The organism is Mesorhizobium silamurunense (assembly GCF_014843905.1).
In the GTDB taxonomy this organism is placed as follows: Bacteria; Pseudomonadota; Alphaproteobacteria; order Rhizobiales; family Rhizobiaceae; genus Mesorhizobium; species Mesorhizobium silamurunense.
Genome location: NZ_LPVS01000013.1, coordinates 17,967 through 31,959, shown reverse-complemented (window position 1 = coordinate 31,959; position 13,993 = coordinate 17,967). Strand labels below are relative to the sequence as shown.

Annotated in this window: 11 protein-coding genes and 1 pseudogene; 3 read left to right on the top strand and 9 right to left on the bottom strand. The window is 59.7% G+C overall.

Annotated elements, in window-relative coordinates; all coding sequences use genetic code 11:
- Window positions 1-7: 7 nt before the first annotated feature.
- From AU465_RS03320 to AU465_RS03305, 4 genes are read right to left on the bottom strand one after another with little or no spacing between them, the layout of a single operon-like run.
- Window positions 8-595: a sarcosine oxidase subunit gamma gene (locus AU465_RS03320; RefSeq protein WP_246505831.1), complete on the bottom strand. Its 588-nt coding sequence runs from the start codon at window positions 593-595 to the stop codon at window positions 8-10.
- A complete protein-coding gene (locus AU465_RS03315) occupies window positions 561-3,494 on the bottom strand; it encodes a sarcosine oxidase subunit alpha family protein (protein ID WP_192244001.1) in 2,934 nt (977 codons plus the stop codon). The genes AU465_RS03320 and AU465_RS03315 overlap by 35 nt, the downstream gene beginning before the upstream one ends.
- Window positions 3,491-3,781: a sarcosine oxidase subunit delta gene (locus AU465_RS03310; RefSeq protein WP_192243999.1), complete on the bottom strand. Its 291-nt coding sequence runs from the start codon at window positions 3,779-3,781 to the stop codon at window positions 3,491-3,493. Before AU465_RS03310 ends, AU465_RS03315 begins: the two co-directional genes overlap by 4 nt.
- A 9-nt stretch (window positions 3,782-3,790) precedes the next feature.
- Window positions 3,791-5,041: a sarcosine oxidase subunit beta family protein gene (locus AU465_RS03305; protein ID WP_192243997.1), complete on the bottom strand. Its 1,251-nt coding sequence runs from the start codon at window positions 5,039-5,041 to the stop codon at window positions 3,791-3,793.
- 125 nt (window positions 5,042-5,166) lie between these two features.
- On the opposite strand from AU465_RS03305, the gene AU465_RS03300 reads away from it, so the two are divergent.
- The gene (locus AU465_RS03300; RefSeq protein WP_210324975.1) at window positions 5,167-6,198 is read left to right on the top strand and encodes a GlxA family transcriptional regulator; all 1,032 of its coding nucleotides are present in this window, start codon (window positions 5,167-5,169) and stop codon (window positions 6,196-6,198) included.
- 18 nt (window positions 6,199-6,216) lie between these two features.
- Here the strand turns inward: AU465_RS03300 and AU465_RS03295 are convergent, their stop codons facing one another.
- From AU465_RS03295 to AU465_RS03285, 3 genes are all read right to left on the bottom strand, one after another.
- Complete coding sequence (locus AU465_RS03295) at window positions 6,217-6,645, bottom strand: acyl-CoA thioesterase (RefSeq protein ID WP_192243995.1); 429 nt, start codon at window positions 6,643-6,645, stop codon at window positions 6,217-6,219.
- A 146-nt stretch (window positions 6,646-6,791) separates the two neighbouring features.
- Window positions 6,792-7,601: an enoyl-CoA hydratase-related protein gene (locus tag AU465_RS03290; protein ID WP_192243993.1), complete on the bottom strand. Its 810-nt coding sequence runs from the start codon at window positions 7,599-7,601 to the stop codon at window positions 6,792-6,794.
- A gap of 16 nt (window positions 7,602-7,617) precedes the next feature.
- Window positions 7,618-9,666 carry an acetate--CoA ligase family protein gene (locus AU465_RS03285; RefSeq protein ID WP_312891182.1) on the bottom strand — a complete coding sequence of 683 codons (2,049 nt, stop codon included), beginning with the start codon at window positions 9,664-9,666 and terminating at the stop codon, window positions 7,618-7,620.
- A gap of 182 nt (window positions 9,667-9,848) precedes the next feature.
- On the opposite strand from AU465_RS03285, the gene AU465_RS03280 reads away from it, so the two are divergent.
- Both AU465_RS03280 and AU465_RS03275 read left to right on the top strand, forming a co-directional pair.
- Window positions 9,849-10,898: an AraC family transcriptional regulator gene (locus tag AU465_RS03280; RefSeq protein WP_192243989.1), complete on the top strand. Its 1,050-nt coding sequence runs from the start codon at window positions 9,849-9,851 to the stop codon at window positions 10,896-10,898.
- 107 nt (window positions 10,899-11,005) lie between these two features.
- Window positions 11,006-11,833: pseudogene (locus tag AU465_RS03275) on the top strand (IS5 family transposase).
- A 29-nt stretch (window positions 11,834-11,862) separates the two neighbouring features.
- Here AU465_RS03275 and AU465_RS03270 read toward each other — a convergent pair.
- A complete protein-coding gene (locus AU465_RS03270) occupies window positions 11,863-12,069 on the bottom strand; it encodes a hypothetical protein (protein ID WP_192243986.1) in 207 nt (68 codons plus the stop codon).
- Window positions 12,070-12,658: 589 nt separating this feature from the next.
- Window positions 12,659-13,765 carry a porin gene (locus AU465_RS03265; protein ID WP_192243984.1) on the bottom strand — a complete coding sequence of 369 codons (1,107 nt, stop codon included), beginning with the start codon at window positions 13,763-13,765 and terminating at the stop codon, window positions 12,659-12,661.
- Window positions 13,766-13,993 lie beyond the last annotated feature (228 nt).

Sequence of the window (13,993 nt, the reverse complement as noted above, 5' to 3'; positions counted from 1 at the left end):
GGTCATGTTACCTTTCCTGTAGCCGCGTCGCCGTCGTTTCCAGGGCATGCCAGAGCGATCCGGCGGACGAGCGCGCGCCCAGCACGGCGATATGAGCGTCGCTGCGGCGGATGACGAAACAGCTCATATGCTCAAGCCCGGTACGCGTCGCGCGGCCCGGGCCAAAGTCCGCGAGATCGACGTTAACAAGCTTCGACAGCAATGCCTCGACAGGCCTTGAGCCGGCGGGCGAAACGATCTCGAACGCGACCCAGCCATCGGTCTGCTCGGTCACCGAGCAGCCGGGGGCGAGTTGCTTGAGCTCGGCGGCAAAATCCAGCTCGGCGCGGCCTTCGTACTCGATCATCCACTGATCCGGTCCGGTCCACAGCGCGGCAACCCCCTGCCCTGCAACCCAGCGACCGGGTCCGGGAAGAGTGAGGCCGAACGGCGTGGGCTCAACGGTTCCGCGGCGCAGCGCCAGAGAGGCAAGCGCGAGACCCGCGTTCTCACGGATCTCCAACGCCCCGAACGATGCGAGGCGTGGAAGTGCGGCGCCGAGCGCAGTGATGGGTCTCAGGTCACTCACGAAGACGTGCTCCTTCAGGATCGACAAAATGCGCCGGCACGACGCGCAGGCGTGCACTTTCGCCTTCGAGCGGGTTCGCGGCCACGATCACCTCGCCCAGCCGTTCATCGCCGTTCTCGAGGAAACCGAGCCCGATCATCGAGCCGACATGCGGACTGTAGCAAGCCGACGTGATCCAACCCTGATCGGTATCGAATTTCCTCGGTGCGACTTCCGCAAAAAGATGCGAGCCGCTGACCACCTTCCCGGCAGGATCGACGGGCCGCAGGCCGACCAGGCGTCGCCTGTCACCCGCAAGGCCCTTGCGCAGCGACATCACGGCGCCGACGGAATCCTTCTTCTGCGACACCATACTGCCAAGGCCAACCATGAGGGCCGTCGCCTGTCCGTTCAACTCAGGGCCGGCGGCGTGTCCCTTCTCAATCCGCAGCACGCCCAGAGCCTCGGTGCCATAGGGCGTCGCTCCGAGATCGGCTCCCAGTTCCATCAGCCGCTCCATCAATGCGTGGCCGTATCGTGCGGGAACCGCAATCTCATAGGCGAGTTCGCCCGAGAAGGAGATGCGGAAGAGCCGCGCGCGCAGGCCGTCGCAGACGGTGAGCTCCGCGCAAGCCATGAAGGGGAAGGCCTCGTTCGACAGGTCGAACTCGTCAACGATGCGGGCGAGCAGAGCGCGCGACTTCGGCCCGGCGACGGCGATCTGCGCCCAGGCATCGGTCGTGGAGGTGAGCTGGACGTCGAGTTCCGGCCACAGGCATTGCCGCGCGAACTCCATGTTGCGGTAGACCAGACCGGCGTTGGCGGTCGTCGTGGTGACTACCCAATGATCCTCGGCCAGGCGTGCGCAGGTGCCGTCGTCATAGCCAAATCCGTCTTCGCGCAGCATAAGCCCGTAGCGGACTCGGCCGACTTTCAGCGTGGCCATGATGTTGCAGTAGAGCCGGTTGAGAAACTCGCCCGCGCCCGCGCCCTGGACATCGATCTTGCCGAGCGTCGTCACATCGCACAGGCCCACCGCGCTGCGCACGGCCCTGGCCTCGCGGTCCACGCTCTGGCGCCAATGCGTTTCGCCCGCACGCGGGAAATATTGCGCGCGCATCCACTGGCCGACCTCGACGAACACCGCGCCTTGCGCTTCTGCCCAATGATGCGTCGGCGTCAGGCGGCGCGGTCGGAAATGCGGCCCTATATCGCCGCCGCCCAGGACCGAGAGCGTCACTGGAGTGTAAGGTGGGCGGAAAACCGTTGTTCCAGTTTCCGGGATCGACCTCCCGGTCAGCTTCGCCATCACGGCAAGCCCGGTCACGTTTGCGGTTTTGCCCTGGTCCGTCGCCATGCCCAGTGTCGTGTAGCGTTTCAGATGCTCTACCGGCCGCATGTTCTCGGCATGGGCGAGCTTGATATCCTTCACTGTCACGTCATTCTGGAAATCGACCCAGGCGCGCTTCTTGCCCGGTACATGGAAGACGGGCGCAACCGTGTAGTTTGCCTCCTCGGCGCGCGGCAAATCGGGCAACGATGCCGCGATTCCAAGTTCGTCCATCGCACGCTGTGCGGCTCGCGCGCCGGAACGCAAGGCGTCGGCGGTGGAAAAATTGCCCGCCGCTGCACCTGCCGGAATTAATCCCAAGGGCCCCTCCTCCCCAGGCAGGAACGCCTGCAGCGGTTCATTCCAAACAGGCCGACCGCGATGATGCGAAGCGAGCTGCACATTTGGGTTCCAGCCGCCGGACACCCCCAGCGCGCCGCACTCGATCCATTCGGACCTGCCGTTTGCCTGAACCTCGATCGACTTCAGGACAAGCCCGCCGCGTGAGCCAGTGACCATGCCGCCCGCGATCAGTCGGTAGTCACCGCGAGCCTTCGCCTCGGGGCGCGCGTCGATCACGGCCGCGACATGGACGCCCTTGGCGGCAAGGTCGCGCGCGGTGCGGTGACCGTCGTCATTGTTGGTGAAGACGGTTACCGTATCGGACGGACATGCCGCCCAGCGATTGGCGTAAGCCCGCATCGCGCCGGCCAGCATGATTCCCGGACGGTCATTGTCGGCAAAGGCGATGGGGCGCTCTGTCGCGCCCGCCGCCAGTACCGCGCGTTTCGCCGTGATACGCCAGAGCGTCTGGCGCACACGCCCGCTCGCCTCTGGGAGATGATCGGAAACGCTCTCCACCGCGCCATAGATGCCGTGATCATAGACCCCGAAAACCGTGGTTCGACGCATCACGCGAACATTCGGCAGGCTCTCGAATTCAGCCTCTAACGCTGAGATCCAGTCGGTGGCTTGCCCTCCGTCCAGCGTTTCTGTCTCGGACAGAAGCCGCCCGCCCAGGCGGAAATCCTCATCTGCCAGTATCACGCGCGCGCCTGAGCGCGCCGCCGTCAGCGCCGCAGCCAGCCCGGCCGCACCCCCTCCGATCACCAGCAGGTCGCAATGTAGGAAGCCCTTGTCATATGCATCCGGGTCGGCCTGCATTGAGAGGCGTCCGAGGCCCGCCGCCTTGCGGATCGCCGGCTCGTAGAGCTTTTCCCAGAAGGCTTTCGGCCACATGAAGGTCTTGTAGTAAAAGCCGGCGGTGAAGAAAGGCGACAGCAGGTCGTTCACCGCTAATGCATCGAAGCCGAGTGAGGGCCAGCGGTTCTGGCTTCGCGACTCCAGACCGTCGAACAGTTCCACCGTCGTCGCGCGCGTGTTGGGCTCCCGCCGCGCGCCCGAGCGCAGTTCTACCAAGGCGTTCGGTTCCTCCGAGCCGGCAGACAGCAGCCCGCGCGGGCGGTGGTACTTGAAGCTGCGCCCCATCAGACGAACGCCATTGGCCAGCAGCGCCGAGGCGAGCGTGTCGCCGGGATGGCCCTGGTAGCGCTTGCTGTCGAAACTGAAGTCCAAGGTCTGCGAGCGGTCGATCAGCCCTCCGGCAAGCCGTGTCATGTGCCGCACCTCGTCCGCGAAAGGGCGACATTGCGGGCCAGCTCCGCACCGAGGACTTCATGGGTGACCGTGTCGCGCGTCACCACCAGCCATGACCGGTCACCCTGCTCGTGGAACCACAGCTCGCGATGCACGCCCGCCGGGTTGTCGCGCAGGAAGACGTAATCGCAAAAGGCGGCCTCGGCATCGGGCGCGGTTGGGTCTGGACGGTCGATGAGCCGCGCGTCGCCCAGATAGGTGAATTCCTGCGCATCGCGCAGGCCCAGAAGTGGATGTGGGATCAGCATTGGACCGCCTTAGTGGAGATTGGGCTGGGCACCGGCGCCGCGCTCGTCGACCACATGGCCGCGTGCGAAACGATCGATGCGGTAGGCGCGCGCGGTCTCGTGGGGTGCGCCGGTGGCAAGAAGATGGGCGAAGGCATAGCCGCTGGCTGGCGTCGCCTTGAAGCCGCCATAGCACCAGCCGCCGTTGAAATAGAGGCCATCAATATGCGTGCGGTCGATGATCGGCGAACCGTCCATCGACATGTCCACCACGCCCCCCCACATGCGAAGGAGCCGCGCCCGCCCGATCATGGGCATCAGTGCCATGCCGCCTTCGGCGACGTCCTCCACCACCGGCAGGTTGCCGCGTTGGGCATAGGAATTGTAGCCGTCGATATCGCCGCCGAAGACAAGTCCGCCCTTGTCGGACTGGCTGATGTAGAAATGGCCTGCCCCGAACGTGATCACACCGGGAATGGTGGGTTTGAGCCCCTCCGTGACAAAGGCCTGCAAAACATGGCTTTCGATCGGAAGCCGCATTCCAGCCCTTGCCATGACGCGGCCCGAGGAGCCCGCCACCGCCACGCCAACGTTATCAGCGGCGATATAGCCGCGCGATGTCTCCACGCCACGCACCTTGCCGCGATCGACCCGGAAACCGGTCACCTCGCAATTCTGGATTAGGTCCACGCCGTGGCTGTCGGCCCCGCGGGCATAGCCCCAGGCCACGCCGTCGTGCCGCGCTGTGCCAGCACGCGGCTGCATCAGGCCGCCTTTGATCGGGAAGCGCGCGTTGTCGTAGTTCAGGAACGGAACCATGGCGCGCAGTTCCTCTCGACCTAGCAGCCGGGCGCCCGCCCCCGCTAGCATCATGGCGTTGCCGCGGCGGCGAAAGGCATCACGCTGCGCATCCGTATGAAAGAGATTGATGATGCCGCGCTGGGAAACCATCGCGTTGAAGTTGAGCTCCTGCTCCAGTCCTTCCCAGAGCTTCATCGAGAACTCATAGAAGGGCTGGTTGCCGGCAAGCAGGTAGTTCGACCGGATGATCGTCGTGTTTCGCCCGACATTCCCGGATCCGAGCCAACCCTTCTCCAGCACGGCGATACGGGATCGCCCGAAGGTCTCGGCCAGGTAATAGGCCGTCGCCAGGCCGTGGCCGCCTCCACCGACAATCAAATAGTCATAGGAAGGCTTTGGATCGGGATTGCGCCAGAGCGGCCGCCACCCGGTGTGCCCCTTGAGCGCTTCAGCAAAAACGCGGAAGCCCGAAAACTTCATGTCAAGAACTCCTTGGACTGCCGAGACTATGTCACGGCAAGGGCAGTGTGGTGTTTTCAAAATTGACTCATGTGTGCTTTTGCCGGACATGTGCGAACAATGTGGACGATAGGATTTCCCAGGGGATGATTGACGGGAATCACGGCAGCGCGCAGCGATACGGCTTCCTGTTGATCGAAGGCTATGCCCTGATGTCCGCGGCCTCCGCGGTCGAGCCGCTGCGCGCCGCCAACCTGCTTAGCGGGCGCACCCTTTACGATCTGAACTTCATCTCGGCCCAGGGCGGGTGGATGCGCAGTTCCGTCTCGGGCGCGTTCGAGACAGAACCTGTTTCAGAAGCAGGCTCTGATTTCGACATTCTGTTCGTCGTCGCCGGCGGCAATCCGCTCACCTATCGGGACGAAAGAATCCTGGCGTGGCTACGCCGTCTCGCCCGGTCGGGAGTGCGTTTGGGCGGGATCTCAGGCGGGGCGGCAATCCTGGCCGCGGCGGGTGTGATGTCGTCACGCCGGTTTACGATCCACTGGCAACACATCGATGCAATGCGCGAGATCTATCCTGAGGCGCTGATCGAACGTCGCCTCTTCGTCATCGATCGCGACCGCTTTACCTGCGCCGGCGGCATGGCCCCCCTGGACATGGCCCACGCCCTGATCGCTTCAGATCACGGTGTGGAATTGGCCCGCGCGGTCAGCGATTGGTTCATCCATACCGGCATCCGGCAGGCCGAGGCCCCGCAGCAATTGGACCCGGTGCGCAGGTATGATCTGCACCATCCCGCTCTGGTCGCCATGGTGGAATTGATGACGAGCCATATCGCGGACCCGCTAAAGCTGGAGGATCTGGCTCATCTGAGCGGTATCGGGGCGCGGCAATTGGAGCGGCTGACAAAGAACCAGCTTGGACAGAGCGTGATGCAGTTCTATCGGTCTCTGCGGTTGGAGAAGGCCGACGAGATTCTGCAGCAGTCGAACCTTCCGCTCGTCGAGGTGGCGCTTGCCACGGGCTTTTCCAACCGTAGTCATTTCTCACGCGCCTTTCAGGCCCACTTTGGCATGGGCCCCGCCACTCGACGCAAACGGCGCGGCCGCGAAGAGGCTCCGGATCAGTCTGACCGAAGAATCCTGGGGGAGAAACTAAGCAGCGGGGCCCAGTAGAGCGTTCCAAGCAGGCTCTTAGCCTTCGGCACACACCGGTCCCAGTGATCTCAACTTATTGAGGAAGGGTTCGGGAAGCGGCGTGCTGCGACCATTTTTTCGATCGACCAGCACGTGAGTGACTTCAGCTGTAGCCATTGGCTTACCTTCGATCCATAAACCTTGGCCCACAAGAAATGATGATCTGCCAGTCCGGAGTAACAATGATCCCACAACGATCTTGTTTGGATACTTTATCTCTGCGCGCAGGTCCATGGCTATCCGCGCAATCGGCAGTATATAGTCGTCGGAAGCCAGCATCGTGTCGAATATTGCCCTGCCAGCGGCAAAATAGGACGAGTATACACCGACGTTCACATGACCCAGAGCGTCGGTATCACAGAACCGGACATGCTCGTCAGCAAAATGCTGGAAAAGCTCAATATCTAGGAGTCGTGCGTCGTTCATCTTGTCACCAACGAAGTCAGTTGGATACGCAAGCTGCGCCCGTCATCTCGAGAAGCGTCCATCGGCTGTGTCCCCACTCACCAACCCGCATTCAAACGCCAGTCACTGTACCTGGGAGGTTGTGCCGCTGAATATATCTCTAGTGATTACCTGCCCCTCCACTGGGGCTTGCGCTTTTCCATGAAAGCCCGTGGTCCTTCGAGGCTATCTTCAGAGTTCGCTATAGCTTTGTACTTTTTCAATTCACTTGGCGGGTTTCTAACCGCCGCAAACCCGTCCTTTGCCGAGAGGTGCGATGTATAGCGCATAACTTCTTTGAGACCTTCAATGGCGAGCGGGGCCGATTCGCAGATCTTCTCGGCATGGCGCATCGCCGCAGCCAGAGCCTCTCCCCGGGGAACAACCTCGTTCACAAGGCCCCATCGAGCAGCCTCAGACGCCGAGATCGCCTCGCCCGTCATCATGAGGTGCATTGCGACATTGTACGGTATACGGCGATGCAGGTTCTGAATGCCGCCCGCCATGGGCAAAAGCCCGATCCGCGTCTCGGGGAGAAGGAAGCGCGCATGCTCGGCCGCTACGATCATATCGCACGCGAGCGTGATCTCGAAGCCCCCTCCCGCTGCGGCGCCGTTGACAGCGGCTATTACCGGCTTTGTCAGACCCCAGAACTCCGAAATGCCACCGAACCCCCCAGGGCCATTACCGACTTGCGTGTCATAATAGAGGTCAGCGGTTAGGCTTTCATCGGACTCCTTCAAGTCCCAACCGCCGCTGAAGATGCGGTCCCCGGCGCCTGTGAGGATTGCCACTCGTAGGTCTTCGTCTTCCTGAAACGCTGCGAACGCAGCATAAATTTCTCGGCTCGTACGGCGAGAGATGGCATTCGCCGGCGGGTTGTCGATTGTGACAACAAGTATCTGTCCGTGGCGCTGAGTGCTAACTAGTGCGGTCATAGCGGCAGCCTTCTGATTAGTGCTTCGTATGTTGATTTTTGATGGCGGCTCTAACCGGCAGCGCGTCTACCGCAATCACTTCAGTGTCAGTAATAATCACAGGATTCACATCGAACTCAGCAAGCTCGTCCTTCAGAGCATCAGCCATAATCGAGAATTTCGAGAATGCTCGGGCCAGTGCATGGACATCATACGGTTTCTCGCCACGACGGCCGTCGAATATTGGTCGAATCTTGAGGCGGTCGATTAGCTCTCGCGCGCGCTCCTCGTCGAAGGGCGCTAGCGCAATCTGCCGGTCGGCAAACAACTCGATCCATTTCCCTCCCGGAGAGACGGTTACCAGCACGCCGAACTGAGGATCGACAACCATGCCAAAGCTCATCTCGACGCCGGAGGGGCTCATCCTCTGGACCATCACCTTAGGTCCTAGACGCTGCGTCAAATCCTTGTACGCTTCGGTCACCCGAATAATGCTGTCCAGATTCAGCAAAACTCCACCGACGTCGGACTTATGATGGATCCCCGGCATCGCAGTCTTCAACACCACAGGAAAACCCGTCCTGTCGATCGCCGTCAGCACCTCCTGCAGATTCTCGCACTCGTAGTATGCCACCACCGGAATATCAAAAGCCTGCAATACCGACAGGCCAATCTTCTCACCATCGGAACCCGGCTGCGCGAGCAGGGCTTTAGCATTTTCAAGAGCTGATTGTGGGACCGAGAGGCCGACCTCCCTCGCGGCATTTTCTAGTCGCGCTTTAAAGGTGTCGACGGCCTTCACCGCCGTCATCGCGCAATCGACCCCGTTGATGAGAGGAACGTCGCAATCCAACAATCGCGTAGCTATCTTAGAGTTCGCAATCCCCGAAAAGCTGCTCATCATAAACATCGGTTTTCCGGTCAACCGCTGCGTCTCAGCCACGATCTCGGCATAGACGGTCCCAAATTGAAAGGCGTCCCCTGCCTCGGTTGCAATAGCGCCAAATGCGCTGTTGGGATCACGCATCATCAACTCTAAACAACGCGCAAAATGTGCTTTGGCGTCGGTACGGCTACCCCATGCATCCAGTGGGTTCTCCGCGATCATACCGTCGTCCAACTGGTCCTGCAGTTGGGCCAGCGTGGACTTACTAAGCTCAGCGAAAGTGGCGCCCTTGTCTTCTGCGATATCAACCATGAGTTCGCGCAGCCCGCCGGAATCCATCGCCACGCAGAGCCCACCTGAATTGGCATCCTTGACGTGCGCGAGTAACTGGGCTGTCGCCGCCAAGTCATCGAGCGTCTTGACCGAGATCACATTGTAACGGTCGAACAGCGCTTCATAGGTCGACGCATCGCCGACGACCGCTCCACTATGACTTATGGCCATAGCTGCGCTCTTTGCCGTCCGGCCAACCTTGAGCGCGACAATCGGTATGCGCTTGCTAGCGGCCTTTCGTAGCACTTCCACGAAACGTGCGGGGTCACGGACCGTCTCGATAAACAATGCAACTGCTTTGGTCGAGGGCAACTCTAGCGCATAATCTAAGTAGTCCGCCAATGTGGTATTGATTTCCTGGCCGGACGACACGGTTAAATTGTACCTAAGACGCGTTAGATCTGTGGCTAGCGCTTGAATGACAGACCCGGAATGGGCGATCAATGAAACGTTTCCAGGCGCGGCCTTGGTAACCGGACAGGAGCTAAACGTTGCATGCGTGCCGTTGGTGAAGTTCTGAAACCCCATCCCGTTACCACCGCAGATCGGCATTCTCGCTTCGGCGGCGATACTGGCCAGACGATCGCGTTGTTCCATATTCCCGCAGTCCGCGAATATGACAGCAGCTCGTACGCCTAGCGCTACACATTCCGAGAGCACTTGCTCCAAGAGTCTCTGATTGACTGCAATTACCGCCAGGTCTGGCGCCTCTGGCAGTTCAGATACCGCGCTGAAGCAGTCGACATTTCCGATCTTCTTATACTTGCTGTTTACGGCGTAGAGTCGCCCGCGGTACCCACGCTCAACCATGTGATCAACTGCGCTTCTGCCTAGGCTTCCTTCAGTTGCCGAAGCACCGATAATCACGGCGGAACGAGGTTCAAGCAATGGCTTTAGCCAGTGGTTGGAGGGCACTTCGGAATTCTCCTTGAGGGGCAATTTCTTACAGCCAACATAGCCATGCTGACCCACATGCACATTGACATTTCATGCCACATTTTCGATAGTGCCCGCCAACAGGGGTCGTTGTCGACACCTAGGAGTACATCATGACGATTGCAGTTCTGAAGCTGCCCACTATTCCAATGCGCGTCTGCAAACCGGTCCTGGCCCATATGCGCGATCACGGCGTGGCGATCCCAGCACGTGATGCGCGTACTGGGTTTGACCTTTCGAAATTTCAAGTTGACGGTAAGCGTGTATTCCTCTGCGAGTGTATCGCTCTTATGGAGTTTGCCGCGCGGGAGATTTCCGAGCCAGCGTTTGGCCTGAAGCTCGGCCGCACCTATAGTATTTATGACCTTGAGATTATCGGCTACATGATGCTGAACTCAAAGGATGTGGGAGACGCTCTACGGACGTTTGTGCGGTATTTCAAACTTCGTGCCGACGGTTGTCGATTCGACCTTATTAGAAGGCCAGACGCGACTGCAGAGTTGACTTATTCAATAATCGCCCCCGGCGTCGCTGAATGCAGACAGGATGTTGAACTGGCGCTCGCCTGGGGCATGCAGATAATACGCACGCTATCAAGCCGTACCTGGCGCCCGATTCGCGTGCAATTCGAGCATACTGCCTTGGCCCCTATCGAGGATTACAGGGAGGTTTTTCAATCGCCAGTTCATTTCGGACAGGGTTCCAGTTCCATTCTTTTCGACAGTAGGGTGTTGGAACATCCCGTCGCCAACGCAGACCCAAAGTTGTTGGGCATTCTGCGGGACCAGGCTGAGAGCCTTATATCACGAGATACCTACTCCGCTGATCTGGCTTCGCTCGTAGGCGCGCAGATTGACCAAGCTCTGCTGCTGGGTAAGGCTCCTCGAATCGACTGGATTGCTAAGCAGTTGGGCATGACCACACGAACGCTTCAACGTCGCCTGGACGAACAGGGATTAATGTTGCGTGATTTAGTCGACGCCAAGCGGAAAGCCGTCTCGACCGATCTACTGGAGAAATCTGATTACGGTCTTGCCGACATCGCGATGATCTTGGGCTACTCGGAGGTCAGCGCATTTGTTCGAGCTTTCACACGCTGGACGGGTATGCCCCCAAAGGCATACCGAGTTCATTGGCGAGAACAGGCGGTCACCAATGCCTGAGATCGCACAGGTCGGCTCTCGTCGGCGTGATTAGTCTCTTAGAGGCTGTTTTGAAAATCGGCTTGCTGGGGGTTCGGTCTGAGGCTGGGTTATGATTCAATCGTTGGATGTGGACAGAGCAGAGCCGTGGCCGGATGGCCCAGATCGCCAAGAAGACCAAGCGCTACCCGTCTGATTGGCCGACTAGGAGTGGGAGCAGTTCGCGCCGCTGATGCCCAAGCCTGGGCGGCGTGGGCGTTCGCGCGAGGTTGATTTTCGCGAGGTGATCAATGGGGTGCGCTACTTGGTTCGTTCGGGGTGCGGCTGGCGGATGCTGCCGATTCATTTCGGGCCCTGGCAGACGGTCTATGGCTGGTTTCGCGAGCTGGCGCGGCGGTTTCTGTTCCAGACCATCCACGACATGGCGCTGATGCTGGACCGCGAGCGGACCGGGCGCGAGGCCAGTCCCACGACTGGCGTGATCGACAGCCAGTCGGTCAAGGCTCCGCAAGCCGGAACAAGAGGGTACGACGCCGGAAAAGATTGTCGGCCGCAAGCGCCACATCGCCGTCGATACGGATGGGCGGCTGTTGATGGTCAACCTGACGCCGGCCGATATCTCCGACAGCGCCGGGGCTCAGGCGGTCCTGGACGGCATCCGCAAACGTTGGCCCTGGGTGAAGCATCTGTTCGCCGACAGCGCCTATGACAGGCTGAAGCTCATGAACAAGGCCGTCTATCTGGACTTCGTGGTAGAGGTCATCCGCAGATCCGACGACCAGAAGGGCTTCGAAGTCCGAAGTCCTGCCCGCCGCCGGGTTGTCGAGCGCACCTTCGGCTGGATGGCAAGATGGCGCCGCCTCGTGCGCGACTACGAGCAGCGCATCGACGTCTCTCACGCCATGATCCTTGTCGCTATGGGCGGCAATCTCATCCGCAGAAACGCTCATCCCTGAATTTCAAAACAGAGAGGACTCTTAGGTCGCTATTCGCCGTACCGGCGCTCCAGCGCGTTGGCAATTCGCTCGCAAAGCAATTCTGAAGTCACGGCTGTGAGGTGGAGACGAAGGCGAACTCCGTGTGTATCGACTAGGGTCGTGACAATACCGCGATCAGAGTACTCGGCGAGGTCGAGAACATCGTTGATGATGAAGTCTGGTGTTTCGCGGAGCCTCTTAGGGCGCTCATCCATCGGGTTCTCCTCCTAATCCAGGTTCAACGCTTGTCAACTGATCGGTGGCCTTCCAGGCAGGCCGAGCCTAATTCGCTGGCCTTCGGCGTAGCTCTCGGCAACGGCTTGAGCGTTGAATAAATGCCGAGTTATTTTGCCATTTTCGACGACATGGACAATCCATCGGCCGTCAACATTTTTCAATCGCACGTCATTCGGTTCTCCGGCAACCACCTTCGTCTTCCGTTTCCGCAATCAAGATCGAGGAATGACAAGTGGAAGTCCCAAGCCGCTGTACCGCTCTGTAGACAACAACATCCCCCGACGTGATATTCAAATCTAGATTTTCTGACAGCAGGTCGTCTCTACACGACAGCAATCCCTTCGATTCAGTCAGAATGCTCGACGCTGTAGAATGAAGGGCGCCTTGGTCAAGGGCGCCCTTCGCATCGGCGGCAGGCTTCGATCCCGGAGGTACGGACCTAAGCACTTTGGAAGGAGCCGCCGATGTGCCTTTTTGGGTATCCCGCTAAGCCAACACCGGCTGGACGGGCGAGTCTAGCGCACGCAATCATATGCGATGGGCGCTATGGTTCAATGCTTCGATCCGTCAGAACGAGCGCTGGAAGCGGAGGATACCGCCGACAGCGTTGCTCTTGCCAGCGGGGATGCCGGTCCAGTTGTAACCGTTGCTGTCGTGGTCGTTATGAGCCCAGTCAACTTCGGCCGTGGCCGTGAGGCCCGGGACGATCTTGTAGGCGACGTTCGCCGCAACGCCAAACTCTTTGGCTTCATCATACGACACTTGGAGGTTGAATGCAGTCTTCTCGTTGAAAGTGTAGGTGGCACCACCCCACACTGCCCAGTTGCCGCCCCACTGCTTGTAGAAGCCGCGGTCGCCTGCAGGGATCGCATAGGTCGGGTCATTGAGATTGTCGTCGGTGCCGTAGCCGGCCATGATGAACAGCGCCAGCGCCTCGGTCGCATTCACGTCCAAGCGAACCTTGCCGGCCACTTCTTCGTAGTTGCTGTCATAAGCAACGACGCCGGTGATGGCGCCCCAGCCCTGCGTGTACTTCACGCCGCCGACGACATGCGGAACGTAGCTGTCGATCGTGCCGACCGTGCCAGAGCCTTCTTCGAGGGAGACCACGGCCGAGAAGCCGTTGCCGGCATCAAAGTAGTATTGCACGACGTTGGTGTCGAAATCGCCATAGGGAACCAACGTATCGTTGATGACGTTGCCGGCGTAACCGATGAACGTGTCGAAGGCCGATTCGTCCTTACCGACGCGCAGCCCACCCAGTTGAATCCAGGCAAAGTTCAGCGAGCTGCTGTTACTGCCGTCGGAATAGTTGAAGCGGGTGTCAGTGTAGGTCTTCAAGGTCCCGAGTTCTGTTTCCTGACCAGTCCAGGTCCTCAGCGTGAAGCGGGCCTTCTTGTGCCAGGTATCGTTGATGCTGCCGTCCTCATGGTCGACAGCACGACGGCCGTTGTACGAACCTTCCTGGCCAGCCGAAGCATCCCAGCGGACATAACCACCGATGCGCAGACAGGTTTCGGTGCCAGGGATGTAGAAATAGCCGGCGCCATAGACGTCGCAGATCTTGACGTACTCAGCTGGTTCCGGCTCGGCGACAGTGACGGCATCGGCTGCGCGTGCGCCGGTGACTGCTGCCAAGGCGGCAGCGGAGCCGAGAAGGCTCTTGATGTTCATTTTTTTCTCCAGTCAAAAGATTAAAAAAAGGGTCAGGGCATCTTCTTTGCTGAAAGACGCATCCATCCCCATTCCCCATGATCGAAAAAGATGCGCATCGCGCTGCTTCTTCGCAGTTTGACGCTATCCGCGATATTGAATTATGCAATATATACTGCGCAGCACGCAGAGATATATGCGCAAGACGTTGCAATTAAGTCACGGAAATCAAATATATACTGTACAATT

What these genes read in the sequence shown, in the direction of transcription:
- AU465_RS03305 (WP_192243997.1), bottom strand. Translation starts at nt 5,041, where the DNA reads ATGAAGTTTTCGGGCTTCCGCGTTTTTGCTGAAGCGCTCAAGGGGCAC.
- AU465_RS03265 (WP_192243984.1), bottom strand. Translation starts at nt 13,765, where the DNA reads ATGAACATCAAGAGCCTTCTCGGCTCCGCTGCCGCCTTGGCAGCAGTC.
- AU465_RS03300 (WP_210324975.1), top strand. Translation starts at nt 5,167, where the DNA reads ATGATTGACGGGAATCACGGCAGCGCGCAGCGATACGGCTTCCTGTTG.
- AU465_RS03295 (WP_192243995.1), bottom strand. Translation starts at nt 6,645, where the DNA reads ATGAACGACGCACGACTCCTAGATATTGAGCTTTTCCAGCATTTTGCT.
- AU465_RS03280 (WP_192243989.1), top strand. Translation starts at nt 9,849, where the DNA reads ATGACGATTGCAGTTCTGAAGCTGCCCACTATTCCAATGCGCGTCTGC.
- AU465_RS03315 (WP_192244001.1), bottom strand. Translation starts at nt 3,494, where the DNA reads ATGACACGGCTTGCCGGAGGGCTGATCGACCGCTCGCAGACCTTGGAC.
- AU465_RS03310 (WP_192243999.1), bottom strand. Translation starts at nt 3,781, where the DNA reads ATGCTGATCCCACATCCACTTCTGGGCCTGCGCGATGCGCAGGAATTC.
- AU465_RS03290 (WP_192243993.1), bottom strand. Translation starts at nt 7,601, where the DNA reads ATGACCGCACTAGTTAGCACTCAGCGCCACGGACAGATACTTGTTGTC.
- AU465_RS03270 (WP_192243986.1), bottom strand. Translation starts at nt 12,069, where the DNA reads ATGGATGAGCGCCCTAAGAGGCTCCGCGAAACACCAGACTTCATCATC.